Here is a 22,022-nt window from a genome sequence, read left to right as displayed (position 1 = left end):
ATTTTTATTTAATAAAACAATTCCGAAACCGCCATGAGAACTCTTATTATCGATGATGAACGTCTAGCAAGAAATGAACTGAAAAGATTACTGGAACCATATACTAAAATAGAGATCGTGGGGGAGGCCGCTAATGCGGAGGAGGCGCTTGTGATGATCGATGATCTTCAGCCGGAGCTGCTGTTTCTGGACATTCAGATGCCGGGGAAAAATGGCTTTGAGCTTTTGTCTTCGATCGAAGGGAAAAGTCCGGAAGTTATTTTTACGACAGCCTACGACGAATATGCAATCAAGGCTTTTGAATACAATGCGCTGGATTATTTACTGAAACCAATCGATACAGAGCGTTTAAAAGATACGATTCAGCGGATTGAAGAAAATCAGGCGATACCTGAAAATTCAATTTCAAATCACGAACGCGTTGAAAAAATTCTTGGGGAAAATGATCAGGTGTTTGTCAAGGACGGCGAAAAATGCTGGTTTGTAAAACTGGGCAAGATCCGTTTGTTTGAATCCATGGGGAACTATGTTCGTCTGCATTTTGATGACCAAAAACCGCTGGTTCTTAAATCACTTAATAATCTGGAAGAGCGCCTGGATTCGGGAACCTATTTCAGGGCAAATCGCAAGCACATCATTAACCTGCACTGGATAGAGAAAATTGAACCCTGGTTTAGCGGCGGTTTGCTGGTGACATTACAGGGGGGTGATAAAATTGAAATTTCCCGTCGTCAGGCCATACGTTTTAAAGAATTGATGAGTTTGTAAAAGAAAAAGCCATGCCACGAGCAGCCGGTCGGACGGTTTTTTCCGTCCGACCGGTAATAAACCAAAGCAATCAGAAAACTAAAATCACGTCATTAATCACTTCATCACCATGCGTCTTTTCTCAGGTCTTCTAATAATCAGCGGTGTTATTTGTTTTTCAGCATGTAATTCGTCCCAAAAGGAAGAAATAAATACAGCCATCAAACAGGCAAAATTCAATAAAACGGAATTTGGAAAATGTGATACGACGGGCAATAACGGTGCTACCGTGAAAATTGACCTGTGGGAACCGGCCGGATCCGATTCAGCTTCTTCAAAAATCCGTACTTTTTTATCAGGAAAAGTGATTGAAAGAGTCAATGAGCAAGCTGATTCTGCCAGCATTGCCGCCATGCCGGGCGCCGATAAGAATCTCAAAGCTGCTTACGAAGTATTTGCAGGGAACTATAAAAAACTGAAAACCCAATTTCCGGATGCGCCCGGATGCTGGTTTATTGAGGTGAAAGGTGATACAGTCATGATTTCTGATAAAATTGTTCAGTATCAGTTGGATCATTTTGCTTTTACCGGCGGTGCACATCCCAACAGTTTCCGTTCTTATTATGTGTTTGATGTGAAAACAGGAGCTGAAAAAAATGTAAAAACCTTTGTTTCGGATTCTGTTGCGTTGCTAAAAAAGGCAGAAACTGCATTTCGCAAACTGGAAAAAATAGCCGATACGACAAATCTGGAAGATGCTGGTTATTTTCTTGCCGACCACAAGTTCTTTCTTCCCGCCAATTATGCTTTTACAAAAGAAGGAGTATTTTTTTACTATAACCCTTACGAAATCGCAGCCTATGCGCGTGGGGCCGTAACTTTCACGATACCCTATGGAGAGCTGGAAGGCATTGTAAAAAAGGAGCTTATCTTTTAGTCAAAATATTCCATCGTCGACAAAACTGTAAAAACCTTTGTCTGCGAAAATGACATGGTCAAGCACAGGCAGGTCAAGTATTTGGCCTGCCTGTTTTAATTGTGCCGTGAGATTAATATCCGCATTGCTGGCTTTGAGCTGCCCCGAAGGATGGTTATGAACCAGAACGATTCCGCTCGCTGCGTTTTCCAGTGCATGTTTAAAAATGATTTTAGGGTCACAGACGGTTCCGGAAATTCCGCCAATGCTGACTGCCACCGATTTGATAACCTCATTGGCGCGGTTTAACATGACAATCCAGAATTCTTCGTGGAATTTATCCATCAGGTGCGGTTTCATCTCGTTGTAGATATCAACGGAGGATTTGATATGACGACGCTGGTTTTGCAAAAGGTCTGTGCGCCTGCGCCCAAGTTCCAGCGCAGCCATGATCGTGATGGCTTTGGCCTCGCCGATGCCTTTATTTTTGGTCAGATCCTGGATGCCTTGTCGGGCGAGCTCGTTAATATTGTTGCTGACCGAATTCATAACACCTTTCGCCACATCGACCGCGGAAAGGGAAACGGTACCCGAACCGATCAGAATGGCGATAAGTTCTGCATCTGAGAGCGCCGCTCGGCCTTTGCGCATCAGTTTTTCACGAGGGCGGTCTTCTTCTGCCCAGCTGAGTATTTTTCTGGGATTGTACGGGTTGTCTTCGGACATAGCGTGTTGTTTAATTCTATGACGGAAAACCGAAGCGCAGGTCATGAAAACAGGCTGGAAATCTTACTGACCGAGTTCGGTCAATGCGGCTTTTGCCTTATTATCGATACTGTTTTTATATTCATGTTTTTTAAAAGCCATCGCTTTTTTGAAATAATTCACTGCTACTGTATTCTGGTTTTTATCCCGCATGATATACCCCATTTGAAGCGCCGCCGAAGGTCCGAAGGTAAATGAAGTGTTTTGCGTCAGATAAATGGCGCGGTCATAGTAAGGCATGGCGCGTTCAATCTGATCCATTTTTTGTAATATCCGGCCTTTTCTGTAATTCAGCTCGGCCTTATCGGTAGGCGTGTGAAATGATTTTTCTGTGTAATTATCGATGAAATCCCAGGCTTCGGCCAGGTATCCGCCGTCGGTAGCATAACGCGCTTTGTAAAGGATTTTTTGTTCGGGTAAAAGTTTACCTTCCTCATATTCCTCCGACAGTCTCTGCGCAAATTTATCGCCTTCAATGATCGTACTGCCCGTACTGCCAGCCAGTTTGATATACTGCGCCGCAGCCGTATCCCGATTGGCCAGCCACCGGCTCATGAACATTTTTAGATTGCTGTCTTTGATATAGTTGAATCCTTTGTAGCGCTTTTGGAATTTGTTGTAAAAAAAGAAAGCAATATCATATTTTCCTTTTTGAAGGGCTATTTCACCCCGCAGGTAATCAAGAAAAGGAAATGCGATATAGTCATCGCTGTTGGGCGCGTGATTGAGATAGTAAAGTGCCTCTTCACTTTTTCCTTCCTTCATCAAAATGGTGGTGGCAAAAAAATGCAATAGTAAATTGTCAGGCTGATTTTTGGGCAGTTGTTTGAGCAAGGTCTTTTGTTCTTCACTGAGCTGTAACGTGTAGGCATGCAGCAAAAGATTGATAAGTTGGGTTTCCTGTTTAAAAAAAGGTTCTTCTCGCTCAACAAGTTGTATTTCCTGAATGCCCAGTTTAATATCACCTTTCAGTCCAAGAATTTTAGTTACCCAAGTGTAATTATCGGGCACCGAACCGATCAAAACATGCAGCAGTCCTAATGTTTTTAAATTCGGACGGAAATTTGGAAACCTCTTTTGATTTTCTTCTGCGATCCGGTAAGCTTTGATCACATCCCAGGATGCGCTGGCTTCGTTGCCAAACTTCATTTTTGCAAAAGCCCAGTGTAGGCGGATTTCTGCCTGAAAAAAACGCTTGTAAGGAGAGGAGTTCGGAAGTTTGGCCAACGCCGCAAGCCTTAAGTCTTCGTTTTTACTCCAGGCCTTAAAAGCACTTTTATCCTCGGAGATCAAAAGATAGTGCAGGTCTGCGTAATTGTCCAGATATTGAATGAGTCCGTTGTCCGGATTTATTTTTCGTTCTTCATTAATTAAATCACGGGCCGATTCGATTCGTAACTTTTGAATTTCGAAATAGGCTTTTTGCAGTTTCGGGGTGAAGATTACGTCATTTGTGGCTTCTTCTGCTTTCAGTGTATGGTTGAGCAGCAGAAAAAAAAGTATTATGAGGAAGCGTGATATTTTCAATGGATGATTGCCGATGATGAATAATTTTGATCAGATTTCGCCAGATGTTTTTTCAACCCGACTCCGCAAATTTAAGCACAGAAATTCAGGATAGGTAATTATCTGCTAAATCAGCTATGTTTTGAAGTGTTTTGTTACTTTCTGAATTGAAAGTAACGACGCAAAATGCGGGTGATACGTGAAGGGTGAAGCTAAAAGCAAAAAGGTTGCCTTGTGGAAGACAACCTTTTTGTAAATACAAAATTGTTAAGATCTAGCGGCGTTGGTGAACTGGTTCAACGCTTTCTACGTCAGCCAGGATTCTTCCGCAATGTTCGCAAACGATCAGTTTTTTGCGCTCACGAATATCCGCTTGTCTTTGTGGAGGAACGATGCTGAAACATCCTCCGCAGGCACCGCGCGATACGTGTACAACGGCAAGGCCGTTCATTGAGTTATCACGAATTTTCTGATAAGATTTCAATAAACGATCTTCGATTTTTTTGATATGCTTTTCACGTTCGCCTAAAAGTCCTTTTTCTTCTGATTCGCTTTCGCTGGTGATCAAAGAAAGTTCGCCTTTTTTAGCTTTTAAATCTTCATTTCTTTCATTCAAAGTAGATTCTGCACGATTAGCATCATCTTCGATCAATCTGATACGCGCTTTGGCTTCGTTGATTTTCTTGTCAGCCAATTGCATATCAAGTTCCTGCAATTCAATTTCTTTGGTGATAGCGTCATATTCACGGTTATTGCGAACATTCATCTGCTGATCCTTGTATTTTTTGATCAGTTTTTCACCATCCTTTTGTGCACCTTTGAAGTTATCAATTTCGGCATTTAAGGCAGCGATTTCGCTTTTGAATTTTCCTATTCTCGTTTCAAAACCGATGATTTCGTCTTCCAGATCTCTAACTTCTTCGGGAAGATCGCCACGGGTTTTTCTGATTTCGTCCAGGCTTGAATCAATTTCCTGAAGTTTCAGGAGAGCGTCTAATTTTTGTGCGATTGTATTTTCCATGTATGTCTTTAATGGACTTGTTTCAATGCGTATTATATGAGTGGGACTTAAAGCTGAATCTCTTCTTCTCACTATTTAGAGTACTAACCAGCTCAGAAACTTGTTTCTAGGCGTAATATCGTACCGGATTAGTATTGACTTCTGACAAACAGAGTGCGAAATTACTAAAAATTCCTGATAAATAGTTGTATAATAAATCTTTCGTAAATACTTCGCTTTCAAAATGGCCGATATCGCAGATCATAATGCGATTATCCGCATCAAAAAATTCATGGTACTTATAGTCTGCGGTAATAAAAACGTCAGCCTGAGCCTTTATTGCATTTGGTAACAAAAAACTTCCGGCGCCACCACAAACTGCTACGCGTTTTATTTTCTTGTTTAAAGGAACCGTATGTTTGATTAGCGGTGTCTGCATCTGTTTTTTTACAAAATACAAAAAATCTTCCGGATCCATCGCTTCGGCCAGTTCGCCCACGGCTCCGGCGCCAACTTCCTGGTTCTCATTTTCAAGCGCCTGCAGATAATAGGCGACCTCTTCATAGGGATGATTGTCCTTTAAAGTCTTCAGAATAGAGGATTCCAGATAGGCCGGAAACATAACCTCAACCCGGTGTTCGCTGACCTCCTCTTTAATGCCCCTGGTTCCGATCACCGGGTTGGCCAGGTCACTGGGCTGGAAAGTGCCGGTCCCTTCAGTGCGGAAACTACAATTTTTATATTGTCCGATCGTACCGGCACCTGCTTCAAACAAGGCATCCAGCACCTTTTGAGAATTTTCTATTGGGACAAAAAAAGTCAGCTTAAAGAGCAGCTGTTTTTTAGGGGCGAGGACTTTCACATTGGTCAGACCCAGTCTTTCCGCTATTTTCCAGTTCACGCCATTGGTGACGTGGTCGAGGTTTGTATGAATGGCGTAAATAGCCACATCATGCCTGATGGCTTTGATCACGGTCCGCTCGACGTAATTAGTACCATTAAGTTTTTTTAGGCCTTTAAAGACAATCGGATGATGCGCGACGATCAGATTACAGTTTTTTGCTATGGCTTCTTCTACGACCTGCTCGGTAACATCCAAAGAGAATAACACGCCGGTCACAACTGTTTGCGGATCTCCCACCAGTAGTCCTGCATTATCATAACTTTCCTGATAGGGGGCAGGGGCAAGTTTTTCCAGTTGTTGCGTGATCTGCTTAATTTTTGTCATTTTTTTTATCTTCCAACTGTTTGATAGCCAGAATGAATTTGGTTTTTTGAAAAATTATTTACAAATTAACTAACATTTTATTTGTCTAGGGTATTGTAATGAAGAATAAAAATACTAGTTTTGCACCACAATCACTCGGAACGACGGGTGGAAATGACTTGGTTTGGTAGTTCAGTTGGTTAGAATACATGCCTGTCACGCATGGGGTCGCGGGTTCGAGTCCCGTCCAGACCGCCAAGTTTATTGAAAGATTGAAGCTATTGGTTTGGTAGTTCAGTTGGTTAGAATACATGCCTGTCACGCATGGGGTCGCGGGTTCGAGTCCCGTCCAGACCGCAAAAAGCTCAGAGAAATCTGGGCTTTTTTTGTTTTTGCGTGAAGCTTTTCGCTGCCAAAATATTAATCTCCCCGAACATGGGTTATATTGATCTTACCTTTGAGGACCAAATATTTCAAAAAGAATAGTCTAGTGTTCTAAGAGTATGTTTTGGTAAGGGGGCCAGAACGATCTGGCATTCTCATGCAGAAAGACAGGTAATCGTAGTGCTTTCTGGAACTGCCTGGTACCAGGAAAAAGGCAAGCCAAGACAAATCCTAAAACAAGGGGAGGTAATTCAATACAATAAGCGTGGTTTTGCGAATTACCAAGATATAGCCTCGATGACCAGCAACCAGCGCATCCGGGAATTTCTATTCAACAAAGAAGATTTCGCCCCGGAACTAAATCTAGGATTTGAATCAGACTAGGGGCACTTGCGCTCAATCGCCCCATTCAATCAAGAAAATACAGTCGATCTGATTTTGTTCTTCACCGATGATATTAATCTTTGTCTTGACCGCATCAGAATTCGTCACTTATAATTCGCTGAGATAAGCATTCATTTCTGATTTCAAGAGCACTTTTCGAATAATGTTTCAAGAAACCAGGTTTTTGTAAGACAGTTGTATAGGCAACATTATTGTACAGTATATCCAACTACTTAGAGGCCAAAATCCATAACAGTCTGTAAAAGCAGCTTTTACGTTTCGTTAACATTCTTTTACAGGTCATTAACAGACGACAGGATAGAAACTTTTAGCTTTGCGACCATCGCAGTGGCGGCCCACCGCTGTGGTTGAAATCCTTGTAAATAAAAAGAATGCCTTAAACGGATCTGATTTATCAGGATACAGATTTATTTTAATTAAACCTATAAAAAACATGAAAAAAATTATTTATGCGCTAATCTTAGCGCTGGTTGTGGTAAGTGGATTGGTATTTGCTAATCGTGAAATTAAAAATGAAGCTTCGAAAAAGCCAACCTCAAAGCCACTCTCTGCTGCTGAAAGGAAAGCTGCATTGAAAAAATGGGAGGCTACCCCTGATGGTATAAATTACAAAAAATGGGAAGCGTCTCCCGCAGGTAAAAAAGTGTATGCCAGTGAAGCTAAAATAAGGAAGCATATAAGTGCTTTTACCAATATGGAGGCTGTTGTAACCTCTCTTTCTCTTCCGCCAGGCTCACGATTAGGTTTCGGAGTGATGGTCATGATTAATGGTGACGATTATATTCTTAGTTTTGGGCCGGAAAAGTCTGACAAGAATTTTTTGAACTTTAACAATGAATTTAAGCAATTGCATAGCCTGAAAGTTAACGAGAAAATAATGATACGAAGCCATAATGTATCGCACGCGCCCAAGTATTCATATCCAATAGTATCGGGCGACTATGTAGAACGGGATAGTAAAATAATTTATAAACGTGCCCCTCGCAAAGGCGGTTGCTAAGTAAATTATGAAATACATATATGCTTTTTTCTTAACGGGGATAAATTGAGACATGAAAATTGTCTCAATTTTGCAGGCTCAGTTATTGACAGCCTCAAAAACTAACCGCATCAAAAATCAAAGGAGTTGTTTGCCTGGTGCGGGCTCGCATTTTCGTTTTGCATTCATATATTCCGATGGAAGCATGTTGAATTTTGCCTTAAATGATCTGGCGAAATAATTGGGCGTAGCAAATCCGGCTGCATAAGAGATCTGGGAGACATTCAAATCGCTTTTTTCCAATAATATAGCCGCCTTTTCCAGCTTAACGGTCCTTATAAACTCGACAGGGGTCTGACCCGTAATTTCCAGGAGCTTGTTGTAGAGGGTCCCCCTGCTCATGCCCAGCTGCTTGCTTAGCTTTTCAACACCGAGTTGCGGGCTGTTATCGAGATTTTTGTCAATATAGGCCAGAATATTTGTCAGCAACTTCTGGTTACCTGACAATACCTGCGGCTCTGGTCGGGTAACGTCGATATGTCGGGTGTATGTACTTTTTAAAAGCCGGCTAAGCAAAAGCAGATTATTGATTTTGGCTTTGAGAATGTCAAAGTTGAATGGCTTGGTCAGATAGTCGTTAGCACCTGAATTTAATCCGCGAAGTTCCTGTTCCTCGCCCGTCGATGCGGTCAGCAGTATCACCGGTATATGAGCAGTACGCTTGTCAGATTTGATTTTCTGACTAAGCAGGATTCCATCCATTTCAGGCATTGTGATATCACTGATAATTATTTCCGGGTGTTGACTGAGCGCTTTTTGCCAGCCCTCGACTCCGTTTGAAGCTTCGATAACCCGATAGAAGGTTTGCAGATTTTCTTTCAGATAGGAACGAAATTCCTCATTGTCTTCAATGACAAGGATGTCGGCCGAACCATTGGTTTGCCCTTGAAAGGTAGGAAGTGATACCTGACCGGCTATGGATTCAGAGGAGTCGTTAGCGGTGACTGACATGGGTTTGATCGGTGGTGGAGTCAGGACAGCTTCCGGGCTGTGGTGTGGAAGACAGACGGTAAATACGCTTCCATGTCCCGGCTCACTCTCGACAATGATAGATCCTTTGTGCAGCTGGACGAATTCTTTTACAATGGACAGACCGATCCCACTTCCCTGATTCAATACATTTGACGGAGAATCATGCTGAAAAAATCGTTCGAAAATCAGCTCATGCTTATCAGAGGGAATTCCAATGCCAGTATCGGATACTTGAATGTAAAGGCACTGCTGTGCATGGGTATCTTCGGATTTTAATATAGAGAGCGTTATCCTGCCTTTTTTGGGTGTATGCTTAAAAGCATTGGAAAGCAAGTTCAGGATTACGCGTTCGATTTTATTCGCATCGAAGTCCATGTACAGGCTCTCAATTTGACTATCGACTATGAATTCAATGCCATTTGTTTGAGATAGATAACGGAAAGATTCAGCCGTTTCCTTGATAAAGGAGACAATTTCCCCACGGCGACTGTCAAGTTTCAATTCGTGCTCCTGTAAGCTTTTAAAATCCAGTAGCTGGTCTACCAGATTAAGCAGGCGCTTTGCATTGCGCTTGATTCCCTTCACATATTGAGCTTTGTCGATCGGCGCGCTTTTGTTTAATAGGTGATCTAGCGGCGCAAGAATCAACGAAATAGGCGTTCTGAGCTCATGGCTTAAATTGGTAAGAAATTTGATCTTCATTTCGTCCAATTCCCTTTGGCGTTCTATTTCCCTATCGTGTCGCTCTTGGCTGAATTTATTTTTAAGCCTTTGGATACCCTTGTGCCTGATCAGAAATAACAGGCCGAAAAATGCTGTGAAATAGAAAAGATAAGCATAAAGCGTCATGTAAAATGGGGGGCTGACAACGACCTTGATTGTTGTACCGGGTTCGTTCCAAATCCCTTTGTAATTTCTGGCCTGAACTTTGAATGTGTAGGTGCCCGGGCTCAGGTTGGTATAGCTGGCGGTTTTGGAAAAACCAGCCTGGTGCCATTCGCCGTCCAAGCCTTCCAGACGATAGCGAAACACTGTTTGTAGCGGATCCGAATAATTGAGCTCCGCGTAGGAGATAGAGAAATTCTGTTTGTATTCCAGATGAATGGATTTTGCAATGGAGATGTGTTCGCTGATAATCAAGGAATCAGATGGGGTTATGATTTTGTTGCCAGCTCTTAATTCCTTTAAAATGATAGGCATCTCGTTATTTTTTTGCCTGAGTGTACCGGTGTCCAGGTAATTGAAACCCTGAATGCCGCCAAAGAACAACAAGTTGTCTCGTGTACGGATGCCGGCTCCGAGGACAAAAGTGTAGTTTTGAAGGCCATTGTACTGCGTAAAGTTGACGAAGCTTTTTGTTGCAGGATCAAGATAACTGACCCCCTGATTGGTACTAACCCAGATACGGCCCTGCGCATCTTCAAGAATCTTATGGACTACGCCGTTAGGAAGGCCTTCCTTGTGGGCAAAAACGGAGAATCTGCGCGTTTTTTCGTTGAACATGGCCAGCCCTTCACCGCCGGTACCAATCCAGATATTGCCTTTGCGGTCCTCATGGATAGAAAGCACAACGTTGCCTGGCAGGTTGCTGCTTTGTTTGTCGAGAAGAATTGATTTTTTTCGTTCAGGATCATAGATTGCCAAACCAGTACCATGCGAAGCGATCCAAATTTTACCGCGTTTATCCTGATGAATAGCCCTGATATAACCATTGAGCGGAATCTCACGCTTCTGGAGCGGCGTGGCCGGATCGAAATACCGGGAAAAATGTTGTGTCCTTGGGTCGAACAGATTGACTCCGCCTCCATTCGTCCCAATCCATAGCCTGCCCTGCGTATCGGTTGTCATACAGAAAATGTCATTATTATTCAGTGAGGATGCGGTTTTACCTTGTGTAAACTGCTGATAATGACCGTTGGATGGATTGAGTGCAAAAAGTCCGTCCTGAAAAGTCCCTATCCACAAACGGTCAGGAGAGGACATTTCCAGGGACATGATGGCCAGACCGGGAGAAGCAAGTTTGTTTTTGGGATGAACAGGGATTTTAGTAAACAGGTTTGTTTGGCGATGGTAGAGGTTTAATCCGCCTCCGTCTGTGCCGACAAAAATGTCGCCATCCTTTTTTTCTGCAAATGATGTAACAAATGGAGCGCTTAAGCTATAAGGATCATGCGGATCTGAACGATAGAGGCCGAAAATCGTAAAGTTTCTGTCATACTTGTTGATCCCCCCCTTATAAGTACCCAGCCAGAAAATACCCTGCTTGTCAATGAGAATACTACGAACCGATTTATTTGTCAGGCTGAAAGGGGTTCGTGTGTCAGGGGCGTACCTGGTCACATTTCCGGTGCGGATATCCATCAGGTTCAGTCCACCATCTGTACAGATCCATAGCTTTTGTTGATTTTCTGCGGCAATCGCATAAATCATATTGCTGCTGATTGTTTTTTCATTGTTTACCTGATACCTGAAAGTCTGAAGCAGATTTCCGTCTGCTGTGAGCTTATGCAAGCCATTGGATGTCCCGACCCATATGTTGCCGAGCTTGTCACCTGAGATGGTTTTTACAAAACTGCCACCGTTTGCCTGGAGCGTGCTATGCTCGTAGTTGAGATGTAAAAAGCGGCCGGTTTTGAAATCAAATCGGTACAGCCCTGTCTCGGTGCCAATCCACATTTGCTCCTTTGAGTCTGCAAACAAACTAAGAATTTGTCCGTTTGCAATCTGGCCGGCAACACCCGGACGCTGATTGAACCGGGTTATCCTGTGCGTTACCGGATTCACTGTAAGCAGCCCCGAACTGGTTGCAACCCATATTTTCCCCGTGTGGTCACTGGTTATTGCAGTGACGATGTCGTTGGCATTAATACGAATGAAGTTATCTTTCCGACGGTTGTATAAATGAAGAGAACCTTGAACTGAGCCAATCCAGATCTGGCCCAATTTATCTTCATGAAGTGTAGAAATATCGTTTGATCGTAAACTTGCCGGATCTGCCTGGTTGTGTCTGTAAACAGTGAATTCGGTCCCATCATATTTATTGAGGCCATCGTCGGTACCAAACCAGAGTAAGCCATAGCGGTCTTTCAAAATCGTATGCACTGTGTTAGATGATAACCCATCCATGGAAGTAAGCGCGGTGAACTTAGGCTGGTCGTCTTTGGCGTTGACCGGGCTACCAGAACCGATACAGAATATCACCAGAATGACAATGGTTAAAAACACCTTCTTTTGAGGAATTGGCATCGTACTGTCCAATTTTATACCTGATTTTTTATGAAATAGACACATTTTGAACATTTGTTACATTTGTTTTTACAAATGTTCTCACTTCAAACTCCCTGGTTGATCTACATTTGTTCAGCGGTTAGTTAAAAATATTATCGGAAAAATGACAGGTCATTATCTCTAATAATACAGAAGCACAGCAGTCGAAAAATATATTGTCATTTTGAGCATAATCGCTGAAAAATTTGTCAAAGGTTGCCGGACGATCTCGGTAGAGGCGGGCATTTGTCAATACTATGCGGACGGGAGTATCCCGAAAAGTTTTTTTTGCATTGTTTAATAGGTGTCGTTTTAACATTTAACATTTAATCTATGAAGAATTGTCTACAAATCCTTTCTCTTTTTAGGGAAAGTTGGTTGAGCTGGTCGTTCGGCTTGCTGCTGGTGCTGTCAATACAGGCTGTGTGTGCCGCAAAAAGTGCAGACCAACAAATAGTAGGGAAGGTGACCGCTGACAACGGAGAGACCTTATCAGGAGTGAATGTTACTTTAAAAGGGAGTAGTATAGGAACAACCACAGACGCGAAAGGGGATTATTCGCTTATTGTTCCTTCTGAAAGCAGTGTACTCGTATTTAGTTTTATAGGCTTTAAAAAGCAGGAAGTACTAGTGGGGACAAAAACCAGGATTGATATTGTGCTATCCGCCGAGAACCAGGCTTTGGAAGAAATTGTCGTCATCGGGTATGGCACACAAAAGAAATCCTCACTTACCGGAGCAGTTTCTTCGGTGTCACCAAAAGAACTGACTGCATTACCGGTTATCAGTGCAGAGCAGGCTTTGCAGGGACGTGTGCCTGGTGTACGGGTTGTCAATAATGGTAGTCCCGGCCAAACTCCTATTGTACGTATAAGGGGTATCGGCTCTATTAACTACGCGTCGGGCCCTCTTTACGTGATTGACGGGATCCCGGCAGGTGATCTGAACAACCTGGATCCTAAGGACATTGAATCACTGGAGGTATTGAAGGATGCGAGCTCGGCGGCGATCTACGGTTCGAGAGCATCCAATGGTGTGATCATTATTACAACCAAAAAAGGGTCGAAAGACGGTAAGTTACATGTTAACCTGGACACCTATTTTGGCACACAATCCGCCTGGAAAAAACTTGATGTCCTTAATACGGATCAATACATTCAATATGCGACGGCACTGCTTGGAAATGCTGGCATTGCCATGCCGGGCAGACTGTCTGACCTGAACCAGCCTGTTTACCAGGGTGCTACGCAGACTTTCGCGCAAACGCATACCAACTGGCAGGACGTTATGTTTCGCAGCGCACCGATTCAGCAGCATCAGATATCGGTCTCCGGAGGCAATAATGTTTCTCGTTTCTTTACTTCTGCGGGTTATTTTGACCAGGAAGGTATTTTAATTGGGACCAATTACAAGCGTGCGAACGTTCGTCTTAATTCGGATCACCAGGTTACCAAATTTCTGAACATTGGCCAGACATTAACCGTTTCCTACGATAAATCACGCGGAGAACAAGGGTTTGGCGGAGGCCGTACCGCAGTGATGCAAATGATACGGAACCTGCCTTACTGGCCTGTTACAGATCCTACTAAACCAGGTGGTTACAGCTCGCCGACAGCAGCCGATGGTAGTGATCCGGATAACCCGGTCCGCATTGCATTGATGGATGTTACCCGTAATCAGCGTTTGAAATTGCTGGGCTCTATTTTTGCCGAGGTAAAAATAGCCAGCTTCCTGAAATACCGTTTTAGCTTTGGCGCAGATGTAGTTTCAGCGACCACCACCAATCGGTTCCCTATTTATAATGATGGGTTCAAATCGCGCTCCCAATATGAAATCCGCGACAGCCGTACCAACTATTTTTCGCCGGTACTGACCAATCAGCTGACCTTTGAAAAAACTTTTGGCAAACACCAACTGAATGTCACTGCAATTGTGGACAAGCAAACTTTTCGTGCCAATACGCTGAACGGGTCCGGATACCGACCCAATAACGATATCGATGAATTGCAGGGGGTATCCAATCCAACTGCCACCAGCTCACTGGACGAAAGCTCACTGATTTCTTATGTAGGACGTCTGAACTACGAATATGCAGGAAAATACCTGTTGAGCGGCTCCATTCGCCGTGACGGTTCGTCCCGCTTCGCACCAGGAAACAAATGGGGTACCTTTCCATCGCTGTCATTGGGATGGCGCATCAGCGAGGAGGAATTCCTGAAATCGGTCCCACAGATCTCTGAACTGAAAATCCGGGCCAGCTACGGACAGACTGGTTTTAACGGGATCGGTAGCTATGCGTGGCAATCCCTGGTTTCGGCGGATAACAGTAATTATGTATTTGGCGGAAACAAAGTACTAGGCTCGTATTTTAGTTCCCTGGCCAATACGCAGCTGAAATGGGAAAGCACTACCATGACCAACTTAGGGATTGACCTGGCGTTATTTAACAACAGCGTCACATTCACGGCCGAAACCTACAAGAGGAATACCGACGGACTATTGCTCCAGGTACCGATCCCCAATTCTGTGGGTTACTCGACCTCACCTTTGTCCAACATTGGAAGCATGAAAAACTGGGGGTACGAATTCCAACTGGGTTACAGTAAAAACGACGGTGATTTCAAGTGGAATGCTTCTGCTAATCTTGATATAACCAGAAACAAAGTGCTGAGCCTTGCTACTCCGAGCGCTACGCTCTTCTCAGGTGCCAATTCAGATTTCGGAGGCTTTGATATCACTAAAACCGAAACAGGACATCCGATTCAATCCTTCTTTGGATGGCAGGTAGACGGTATTTTCCAGAACCATGCTGAAATCAACGCTGCCAATGCGCTGGATGGGGATGACAAGACCAAGTATCAGGATCAGGCTGCACCAGGAGATATCAGGTTTAAAGATTTGAATGGCGATGGTAAAATCGATGCTTCTGACAGGGCTTATAATGGCAGTTTTATACCAAAATTCAGCTACGGTGCTAATTTTGGTGGAAGCTTTAAAAACTTCGATTTCACATTGTATCTGCAGGGTGTGCAGGGCAATAAGATCTACAATGGAACAAAGGTTATTGAACAGGGGATGTTACGGTTGTTTAATGCCGGAACGGACGTGTTAAATGCCTGGACATCAAGTAATACCAACACAGACGTGCCAAGGGCAATAAGCGGTGATCCAAACAACAACAGCCGTTCGAGCGATCGTTTTATCGAAAGCGGATCTTATATGCGGATTAAAAATATCAGCATCGGTTACACGATACCAGCCAAGATACTTTCGGCACTGACCAGGGAAACGATCACAAAAGCGCGCTTTTATGTTTCGGCGACCAACCTGCTGACTTTTACCAAGTACTCGGGGCTGGATCCTGAAATTGGGGTGAACGGATCATCTACCGATTCGGGAACACAGCTGATCAATGGGATCGACTATGGGATGTATCCACAGCCCAGGACCTTACAAGTGGGTTTGAGTGTAGGATTTTGACATTGAATCTTTTATCAAGAAACTGAAATGAAAAAGAGACTAATTACTAGTTATGCCCTATTGTTCGGGATCGTATTTGCCTGTAACGATGATACGCTTGAAAAGACGAACCCCAATGGCGTGACTGTGGAAGGTTACTACAAAAATGGTACGGAACTAAGCAGTGGTGTTACCAGTGTGTATTCCATGCTTAAAGCCAATAACCTGGTTGCCAGGGAATGGTTTTTCTTACACGACCTGCGAAGCGACGATGTCGCAGCAGGTGGTGGACAGCTGGAAACACCGCGTAACCAGTTGCTGCTCGGCACCCACGATACCGGAAACTCGGTAATGGGAACGGTGTGGCTTGCTTATTACCGGATGATACACCGTGCCAATGCAGTGGTGGACAACTCCGAAAAAGTGACGGACCTTGCCGATGCAGACAAAAAGAGGTTGCTTGGAGAAGCCCGATTTTTGAGGGCCTACTCTTATTACGAACTGGTCAGCATGTGGGGCGCAGTGCCGCTTTACAAAAATTATGTCCTGACCGTAGACGGGAGTCTGGCAAAGTCCCCGGTCGAAGATGTTTATGCTTACCTGATCTCTGAATTGCAGGCAATCCAGGCTGATTTGCCGGTAACTTATGATGCAGCCAATCAGGGGCGTGTAACCAAAGGTGCAGCGCAAATGTTGCTGGCAAGGGCTTATTTGCAAAAAGGCGACTATGCCAATGCAAAGACCGAGCTGCTGAAAGTATACAATTCAGGGGTTTATGCGCTGGTTGACAACTATAACGACAATTTCCTGGAAGAAACGGAGTTCAACAGTGAGTCAATTTTCGAGGTCAACTTCGCTCCTTCGGGTGGGGTTTACAACTGGGACGGCGATGGAAACGGTGCTACGGCTGGAACCGAAACGGTGCGTACTCAGGAATATTCGGCCATAGGATGGCGTAACGTGATCCCTTCGAACAGTCTGCTGTCGGAATTTGAAAAAACTGCGAAAGGCGATGCCAAGACAGACCCGCGTTACGACGACTCCTTTTATTTTACCGGCGAAAAATACAACAAAGGTGCCAATACGCTGACCGATGGGCAACAGAACGGGAACTCATCGGTGGTAGATGGCGTCACCCTGAAAGTGAGCTGGCAAAAATACTCGCTTATGTATAAAATGAACGAATCGTTTTTGACCGGAGCTATCAACCAGCGAATTATGCGATTTGCGGAAACGATCCTGTCGCTGGCTGAAGTGGAAAATGAGGCGGGAAATATTTCCGAGGCTGTCAAATACCTGAACATGATCCGTGCCCGTAAAAGCGTAAGTATGCCCGCCTATCCGACTGCAAAATTTCCTGTTTCGACAAAAGATCAGGTCTTCGCAGCGATCGTCCATGAAAGACGCGTGGAGCAAAGCGGCGAACAGATCCGGAACATGGATATTTTGAGATGGCGGAAACTAGGTAAGCTGAAAGCTGAACCCCTGACTTATTTCCAGGCCAACAAGATCGAACTACTGCCGATTCCGCAACAGGAGGTAGATAACAACGCCAAAATCGAACCGGCGGACCAGAATCCGGGGTATTAAGCAGCATTTAAATTTCATGCAAAAGATTTCGTTTTACTCATTCATCTTTTTCCTCCTGCTTCTTTCTTGCCAAAAGAAGCAGGAGACTCTTTTTATTTCGCACAATTCAGAAGAAACCGGCATTACTTTTTCTAATGTATTGAACCCTAACGATTCCATTAACCCATTCACATTTACCAATTTTTACAATGGTGGGGGCGTCGGAATCGGGGATGTGAATAATGATGGCAAGCCTGATATTTTCTTTGGCGGGAACCAGGTTAGCTGCCGGTTGTACCTCAGTAAAATCGATACACTTTCAAAAAAATGGGCGTTTGAAGACATTACAGAAGCGGCTGGTGTGAGAACAGCACGCTGGTGTACTGGGATTTCCATGGTTGATATCAATCAGGATGGCTTGCTGGATATCTACGTAAGCGTTGCCCGGCATCCCAAATTGAGCTCGTCTGCGGACCCTGCGACTTCCGAAAACTTACTTTTTGTGAACCAGGGTTTAGACAGCAACAAACAGCCACGGTTTCGTGAAATGGCAAAAGCGTTTGGTTTGAACGCCGCATCGTTCACCGTTCAAACAGCCTTCTTCGATGCTGATCTCGACGGTGACCTGGATGCTTATATGATGAATTCAGCACCCGATCTTCAAAATCCAAATTACCTGCGGCAAACTTACAACGACGGCTCTTATCCGAGTACCGGCAAGCTGTACCGCAACGAAGGTACCGGTGAAAATGGGATCCCGGTTTTTACTGATATTTCAAAAGATGCAGGTGTAAGATACGAAGGACTTGGACTTGGTCTGGCAATAAGTGATTTGAATAAGGATGGTTACCCGGATATTTATTGTTCCAATGACTTCATCAGCAGCGATATACTTTATCTTAACAATGGTTTAAAAAATGTCGGAGTACCTACTTTTAACAATGCAATCCGGGAAGCAACCACACATACGAGTTTGTATGGCATGGGGCTGGATGTAGCCGACATCAACAATGATACTTACCCGGATATTTTCCAATTGGATATGCTTCCGGAAGATAATTTCCGCCAAAAAAAGATGCTTGCCGGGCAGGATTATGACCGTAAGGAAATGAGTATTTCGGCTCAATACGGTTATCAGCTTCAGTACATGCGGAATGTGCTGCAGCTTAACCTCGGTGCAACGCCCGGTCAAGGTCAGAACGGGGTGCCGATGTTTAGTGAGATCGGTTTGCTGGCGGGTGTTGCAAAAACCGATTGGAGCTGGGCACCGCTCATTGCGGATTTTGACAATGACGGACAGAAAGATATTTTCATCACCAATGGATACCGTCGCGACGTGACCGACCGCGATTTTATCCAGTTTAAGGAGGATTTTTCAAATTTTGGCACCAACGATTTCAAGCAGCAAAATGCATTGGAACTGATCAAAAAGGTACCGGAGGTGCAGATTGCCAACTATGCCTACCAAAACACGGGTAACCTTACTTTTTTTTAATGCCTCCCACGATTGGGGACTCGACAAGCTTTCCTACTCCAATGGGGCCGCCTATGCAGACATGGACGGCGACGGAGATCTGGATTTAGTTGTTAATAATATTGATTCAGAAGCTTTTATCTATCAAAACAACAGCAGAGAAAAAGGGAAATCAAATTTTCTGAACGTTACATTGAAGGGTGAAAAAGGTAACCTTTCCGGAATTGGCAGTAAGGTAACAATTTGGACTGGTAAAGATCCGCAATATGCCGAGCTGAGTGTGGTGAGAGGATTCCAATCGTCTGTGGATCCCGTAGTACATTTTGGTATTGGGGATAAAAAACAGATCGATAGTCTGGAAGTAGTCTGGCCCGGAGGGAAATCTCAAAAACTGTACAAAATTAAGGCAAACAAGCGGTTGGTTCTAAACCAGAAAAAAGCAATAGAACCCGGGAAATCTGTTTTGCCAAAGCCACAGCAATCCTATTTTACGGATATTACCAATCATTTAAATCTCGACTTTAAGCATTCTGAGGGCAATTTTGTCGATTTCAAGCAGACGGCAACCATGCACAAAATGTTATCAAAAAGCGGCTTTGTAATTGCGACTGGCGATGTGAATGGCGACGGTTTGGAAGATATTTTTGCCGGAGGAAGTTACCGGGCAGGCAAGCCCACTATTTTTCTGCAAAAAGCGGGAGGCCATTTTGAAAAACGCATCGTTTCCCAGGATTCTCTACATGAAAACACCGCCGCCGTTTTCCTGGATGCGGATAAGGACGGGGACCTGGATTTACTGGTATCAAATGGAGGAAATGAGCTGCCGGTGACCGAAAAAGCATTTTACAAAGTTCAATTGTATTTAAATAATGGCACCGGAAACTTCCAGCCCGCACGCAATACAGCATTACCGGAACTTTCATTAAGCAGCTCCTGCATAGTAACCAACGATTTTGACAAAGACGGCGATCTGGATATTTTCATTGGCGGTCGCAGCATTCCGGGCAAATATCCGCTGCCTGCCAGCAGCTATCTGCTTAGGAACGATTCCAAAGGGGGCGAGCCGCATTTTACCAATGTAACCTCGGAATTTTGCCCGGAGCTACTCGATATTGGTATGGTTTGCAGCGCTTTGTGGGCAGATATCAATCAGGATGGATTTGATGATCTCGTGCTTGTAGGGGAGTGGATGCCTATCAGGATTTTTGAAAATAAAAAAGGTCGATCATTGCATTCACAAAAAGCAGCGAACGGCTTAAACCAGTTTACCGGCTGGTGGAACAGTTTGGCTGCCAGCGATTTTGATCACGACGGCGACATTGATTTCATTGCGGGGAATGAAGGGTTGAATACTTTTTACCGTGCTTCACAAAAAGAACCAATCAAAATCGTAGCGAAGGATTTCAACGGTGATGGCACTTTCGATCCATTAATGGGTTATTTTATTCAGGGTAAACGTTATCCAAGTGTTCCCCGCGACGCATTGAATCAGCAGGTGATCCAGTTTCGCAGAAAATTCCCGCATTATGCCGACTATGCCAAAGTAACTTTCGACGAACTGCTTTCCAATGAGGAGCTAAAAGGCGCGCACAGCGCCGAAGCGACTTACCTGCAAAGTGCCTACATTGAAAACACCGGCAACGGAAATTTTATGGTCCATGCATTGTCTGTTGAGGCGCAAAAATCGCCGGTATTCGGGATTGTGACTGGGGATGTGAATGCAGATGGACATCAGGATGTGGTATTGACCGGTAATTTTTATCCCAATGAAGTAAATATGGGCAGGCAGAAAGCGTCGACCGGACTGCTGCTGCTAGGTAACGGTAAAGGAGATTTTAAATCTGTTAGTTGCTCGGAAAGTGGGTTAATGATCCAGGGGGACGCCCGGAAAAGCACTTTTTTCAAAGGTGCCAACCAGGGAAAATGGCTGCTAACTGCCATTAATTCCGGGCCAATTCAAATCAATAAACTGAACATCGTCAAAACTAAATAACTGTTTTATTCATGACCTTACGTTACCGGGTAGCCATCACTCTTCCTTTTTTTGTTTTGGATCATACGATGATAGAACTCCTATGAATTTCTACCTTTCAACCGCTGAATTATTTCAAGTTGAAAAAATATCATGCTTATCCCGATTTTCAATCGGGTGTCTTTGTTTTTGCTAATGCAAGGCCTTCATTAAAGAAATGGGGATCTTCCATATGACTGGGCATAAATTTTAGAATTGCTCTCATGAATTTTCAACATCCTCCACCTCTTGGTATGGCATAAATCACGTTGCCAGAAACAGATAAGTTGAAGACTTTATCTTGTATAGCAGGCAGTAACAGTTGCCATGTTTTTCCCTTGTCTGACGATCTATAAATCCCGGCAGGATGACCACAGAACATGTATGCACCAACCTCGGTAATTGAGGCAATATAGAGGCTTGGGGGGAGGTCAGCATCGATCGGCTGCCAGGTTTTACCACCGTCGTATGATGTCCGTACTCTTCTGGTCTCCGTCTCTGTATTGCAAGTGATCGCGGCAAATCCACCTTTGATACGTTCTACAGTGATGCCAACACCGCCCTCGCTAATCACCGACTCCCAGCTTTCACCATCATCGGTTGATCTTATTATCCCCCTCTGGCTGGTTGCCAGGAGTACACCGTTTGACTCTACAAATGTCCTTACCCAGCCTTCAGTATGAAAATGTTTCCAGGTTTCTCCACCGTCGGTGGATTTAGAAAGGCTGGAGTCGGAGCAGATGAAAACTGTGCCTCCGGCAGTTTTAAAAACGGTGCGTACCCCTTTTCCTGGAAAATTCGTGTATATAGGCGACCATACACTCGTTCCGTTTATTTTTTGTAAAAACTGGCCACTGTAATTGAATGCAAGCATTCCGGTCCTACCAGGGACAATGCTGCCAAGGTTGTCTGGAGAAATCTCTTTTTCCCAAAAAGGAGTTCTGGAATTTGCTTTGCTGTGATACATCTCATTTCCAGTATGCAGATAGATTCCATTATCATTTGCATAGAAACCTTCTCTAGGAATACCATTTTCCGACAAATTTTCAGGCAGTCCTTCGCTGATGTCCTGCCATGTCTGTCCGTCATCTGTAGACTTAAAAATGATGTTTGCAGCTCCTGCCTTATCCCTTTTTTGTTTTTGCTTACTATCCGGGAGTGAGGACGACTGTGGGAATTCCAAAGCCTGATCAAAGGCAAATGAGAATTGGAAAAGGAGCAAAAAAGCAAGGCTATGGATTTTCATGACTAAAATTGGTTTGGTGAAATAATAGAATAAAATTGTTTTTAACTTTACATAT

At 44.0% G+C, this 22,022-nt stretch carries 13 protein-coding genes, 2 tRNA genes and 1 pseudogene; 10 read left to right on the top strand and 6 right to left on the bottom strand.

Going from position 1 to position 22,022, the window contains the following annotated elements; translation table 11 throughout:
• Nucleotides 1-33 precede the first annotated feature (33 nt).
• Both RB622_RS00835 and RB622_RS00830 read left to right on the top strand, forming a co-directional pair.
• Nucleotides 34-768, top strand: coding sequence for a response regulator (locus RB622_RS00835; protein ID WP_308044577.1), 735 nt, complete (start codon nucleotides 34-36; stop codon nucleotides 766-768).
• Between the two features lie 109 nt (nucleotides 769-877).
• The gene (locus RB622_RS00830; RefSeq protein ID WP_308044576.1) at nucleotides 878-1,684 is read left to right on the top strand and encodes a DUF3298 domain-containing protein; all 807 of its coding nucleotides are present in this window, start codon (nucleotides 878-880) and stop codon (nucleotides 1,682-1,684) included.
• Here RB622_RS00830 and radC read toward each other — a convergent pair whose 3' ends face one another.
• The 4 genes from radC to RB622_RS00810 form a co-directional block, all read right to left on the bottom strand.
• A complete protein-coding gene (radC, locus tag RB622_RS00825) occupies nucleotides 1,685-2,389 on the bottom strand; it encodes a RadC family protein (RefSeq protein WP_308044575.1) in 705 nt (234 codons plus the stop codon).
• Nucleotides 2,390-2,452: 63 nt separating this feature from the next.
• Complete coding sequence (locus RB622_RS00820; protein WP_308044574.1) at nucleotides 2,453-3,955, bottom strand: hypothetical protein; 1,503 nt, start codon at nucleotides 3,953-3,955, stop codon at nucleotides 2,453-2,455.
• A 253-nt stretch (nucleotides 3,956-4,208) separates the two neighbouring features.
• Nucleotides 4,209-4,955: a C4-type zinc ribbon domain-containing protein gene (locus RB622_RS00815; RefSeq protein WP_308044573.1), complete on the bottom strand. Its 747-nt coding sequence runs from the start codon at nucleotides 4,953-4,955 to the stop codon at nucleotides 4,209-4,211.
• A 106-nt stretch (nucleotides 4,956-5,061) separates the two neighbouring features.
• Complete coding sequence (locus RB622_RS00810; RefSeq protein WP_308044572.1) at nucleotides 5,062-6,162, bottom strand: Nif3-like dinuclear metal center hexameric protein; 1,101 nt, start codon at nucleotides 6,160-6,162, stop codon at nucleotides 5,062-5,064.
• Nucleotides 6,163-6,322: 160 nt separating this feature from the next.
• On the opposite strand from RB622_RS00810, the gene RB622_RS00805 reads away from it, so the two are divergent.
• From RB622_RS00805 to RB622_RS00795, 4 genes and pseudogenes are all read left to right on the top strand, one after another.
• Nucleotides 6,323-6,399, top strand: a tRNA-Asp gene (locus tag RB622_RS00805).
• Between the two features lie 25 nt (nucleotides 6,400-6,424).
• Nucleotides 6,425-6,498: transfer RNA gene (locus RB622_RS00800), tRNA-Asp, on the top strand.
• 153 nt (nucleotides 6,499-6,651) lie between these two features.
• Nucleotides 6,652-6,909 (top strand): annotated as a pseudogene (locus RB622_RS30265) (hypothetical protein); the annotation flags it as partial.
• 454 nt (nucleotides 6,910-7,363) lie between these two features.
• A complete protein-coding gene (locus RB622_RS00795; RefSeq protein WP_308044571.1) occupies nucleotides 7,364-7,930 on the top strand; it encodes a hypothetical protein in 567 nt (188 codons plus the stop codon).
• A gap of 117 nt (nucleotides 7,931-8,047) precedes the next feature.
• Here RB622_RS00795 and RB622_RS00790 read toward each other — a convergent pair whose 3' ends face one another.
• Nucleotides 8,048-12,187 (bottom strand): two-component regulator propeller domain-containing protein, encoded by a 4,140-nt coding sequence (locus tag RB622_RS00790; RefSeq protein ID WP_308044570.1) that lies wholly within the window; start codon nucleotides 12,185-12,187, stop codon nucleotides 8,048-8,050.
• Nucleotides 12,188-12,541: 354 nt separating this feature from the next.
• Here RB622_RS00790 and RB622_RS00785 point away from each other — a divergent pair, with 354 nt between their 5' ends.
• Genes RB622_RS00785 through RB622_RS00770 form a run of 4 tightly spaced genes read left to right on the top strand, consistent with a single transcriptional unit; the run spans nucleotide 12,542 to nucleotide 20,703 of the window.
• The gene (locus RB622_RS00785; protein ID WP_308044569.1) at nucleotides 12,542-15,688 is read left to right on the top strand and encodes a TonB-dependent receptor; all 3,147 of its coding nucleotides are present in this window, start codon (nucleotides 12,542-12,544) and stop codon (nucleotides 15,686-15,688) included.
• A gap of 27 nt (nucleotides 15,689-15,715) precedes the next feature.
• Complete coding sequence (locus RB622_RS00780; protein ID WP_308044568.1) at nucleotides 15,716-17,257, top strand: RagB/SusD family nutrient uptake outer membrane protein; 1,542 nt, start codon at nucleotides 15,716-15,718, stop codon at nucleotides 17,255-17,257.
• Nucleotides 17,258-17,273: 16 nt separating this feature from the next.
• Entirely contained in the window at nucleotides 17,274-18,731 is a 1,458-nt protein-coding gene (locus RB622_RS00775; protein WP_308044567.1) for a VCBS repeat-containing protein, read from the top strand.
• Entirely contained in the window at nucleotides 18,694-20,703 is a 2,010-nt protein-coding gene (locus tag RB622_RS00770; RefSeq protein ID WP_308044566.1) for an FG-GAP-like repeat-containing protein, read from the top strand. The genes RB622_RS00775 and RB622_RS00770 overlap by 38 nt, the downstream gene beginning before the upstream one ends.
• A 250-nt stretch (nucleotides 20,704-20,953) precedes the next feature.
• Here RB622_RS00770 and RB622_RS00765 read toward each other — a convergent pair whose 3' ends face one another.
• Nucleotides 20,954-21,967, bottom strand: coding sequence for a sialidase family protein (locus RB622_RS00765; RefSeq protein ID WP_308044565.1), 1,014 nt, complete (start codon nucleotides 21,965-21,967; stop codon nucleotides 20,954-20,956).
• Nucleotides 21,968-22,022: the final 55 nt, after the last annotated feature.

It is taken from the genome of Dyadobacter sp. LHD-138 (genome assembly GCF_030929615.1).
Taxonomy (GTDB): domain Bacteria; phylum Bacteroidota; class Bacteroidia; order Cytophagales; family Spirosomataceae; genus Dyadobacter.
This window is presented reverse-complemented; position numbering and strand designations above follow the sequence as displayed.

What these genes read in the sequence shown, in the direction of transcription:
- RB622_RS00775 (WP_308044567.1), top strand. Translation starts at nt 17,274, where the DNA reads ATGCAAAAGATTTCGTTTTACTCATTCATCTTTTTCCTCCTGCTTCTT.
- RB622_RS00765 (WP_308044565.1), bottom strand. Translation starts at nt 21,967, where the DNA reads ATGAAAATCCATAGCCTTGCTTTTTTGCTCCTTTTCCAATTCTCATTT.
- RB622_RS00815 (WP_308044573.1), bottom strand. Translation starts at nt 4,955, where the DNA reads ATGGAAAATACAATCGCACAAAAATTAGACGCTCTCCTGAAACTTCAG.
- RB622_RS00790 (WP_308044570.1), bottom strand. Translation starts at nt 12,187, where the DNA reads ATGCCAATTCCTCAAAAGAAGGTGTTTTTAACCATTGTCATTCTGGTG.
- radC (WP_308044575.1), bottom strand. Translation starts at nt 2,389, where the DNA reads ATGTCCGAAGACAACCCGTACAATCCCAGAAAAATACTCAGCTGGGCA.
- RB622_RS00780 (WP_308044568.1), top strand. Translation starts at nt 15,716, where the DNA reads ATGAAAAAGAGACTAATTACTAGTTATGCCCTATTGTTCGGGATCGTA.
- RB622_RS00770 (WP_308044566.1), top strand. Translation starts at nt 18,694, where the DNA reads ATGCCTACCAAAACACGGGTAACCTTACTTTTTTTTAATGCCTCCCAC.
- RB622_RS00830 (WP_308044576.1), top strand. Translation starts at nt 878, where the DNA reads ATGCGTCTTTTCTCAGGTCTTCTAATAATCAGCGGTGTTATTTGTTTT.
- RB622_RS00810 (WP_308044572.1), bottom strand. Translation starts at nt 6,162, where the DNA reads ATGACAAAAATTAAGCAGATCACGCAACAACTGGAAAAACTTGCCCCT.
- RB622_RS00785 (WP_308044569.1), top strand. Translation starts at nt 12,542, where the DNA reads ATGAAGAATTGTCTACAAATCCTTTCTCTTTTTAGGGAAAGTTGGTTG.
- RB622_RS00795 (WP_308044571.1), top strand. Translation starts at nt 7,364, where the DNA reads ATGAAAAAAATTATTTATGCGCTAATCTTAGCGCTGGTTGTGGTAAGT.
- RB622_RS00835 (WP_308044577.1), top strand. Translation starts at nt 34, where the DNA reads ATGAGAACTCTTATTATCGATGATGAACGTCTAGCAAGAAATGAACTG.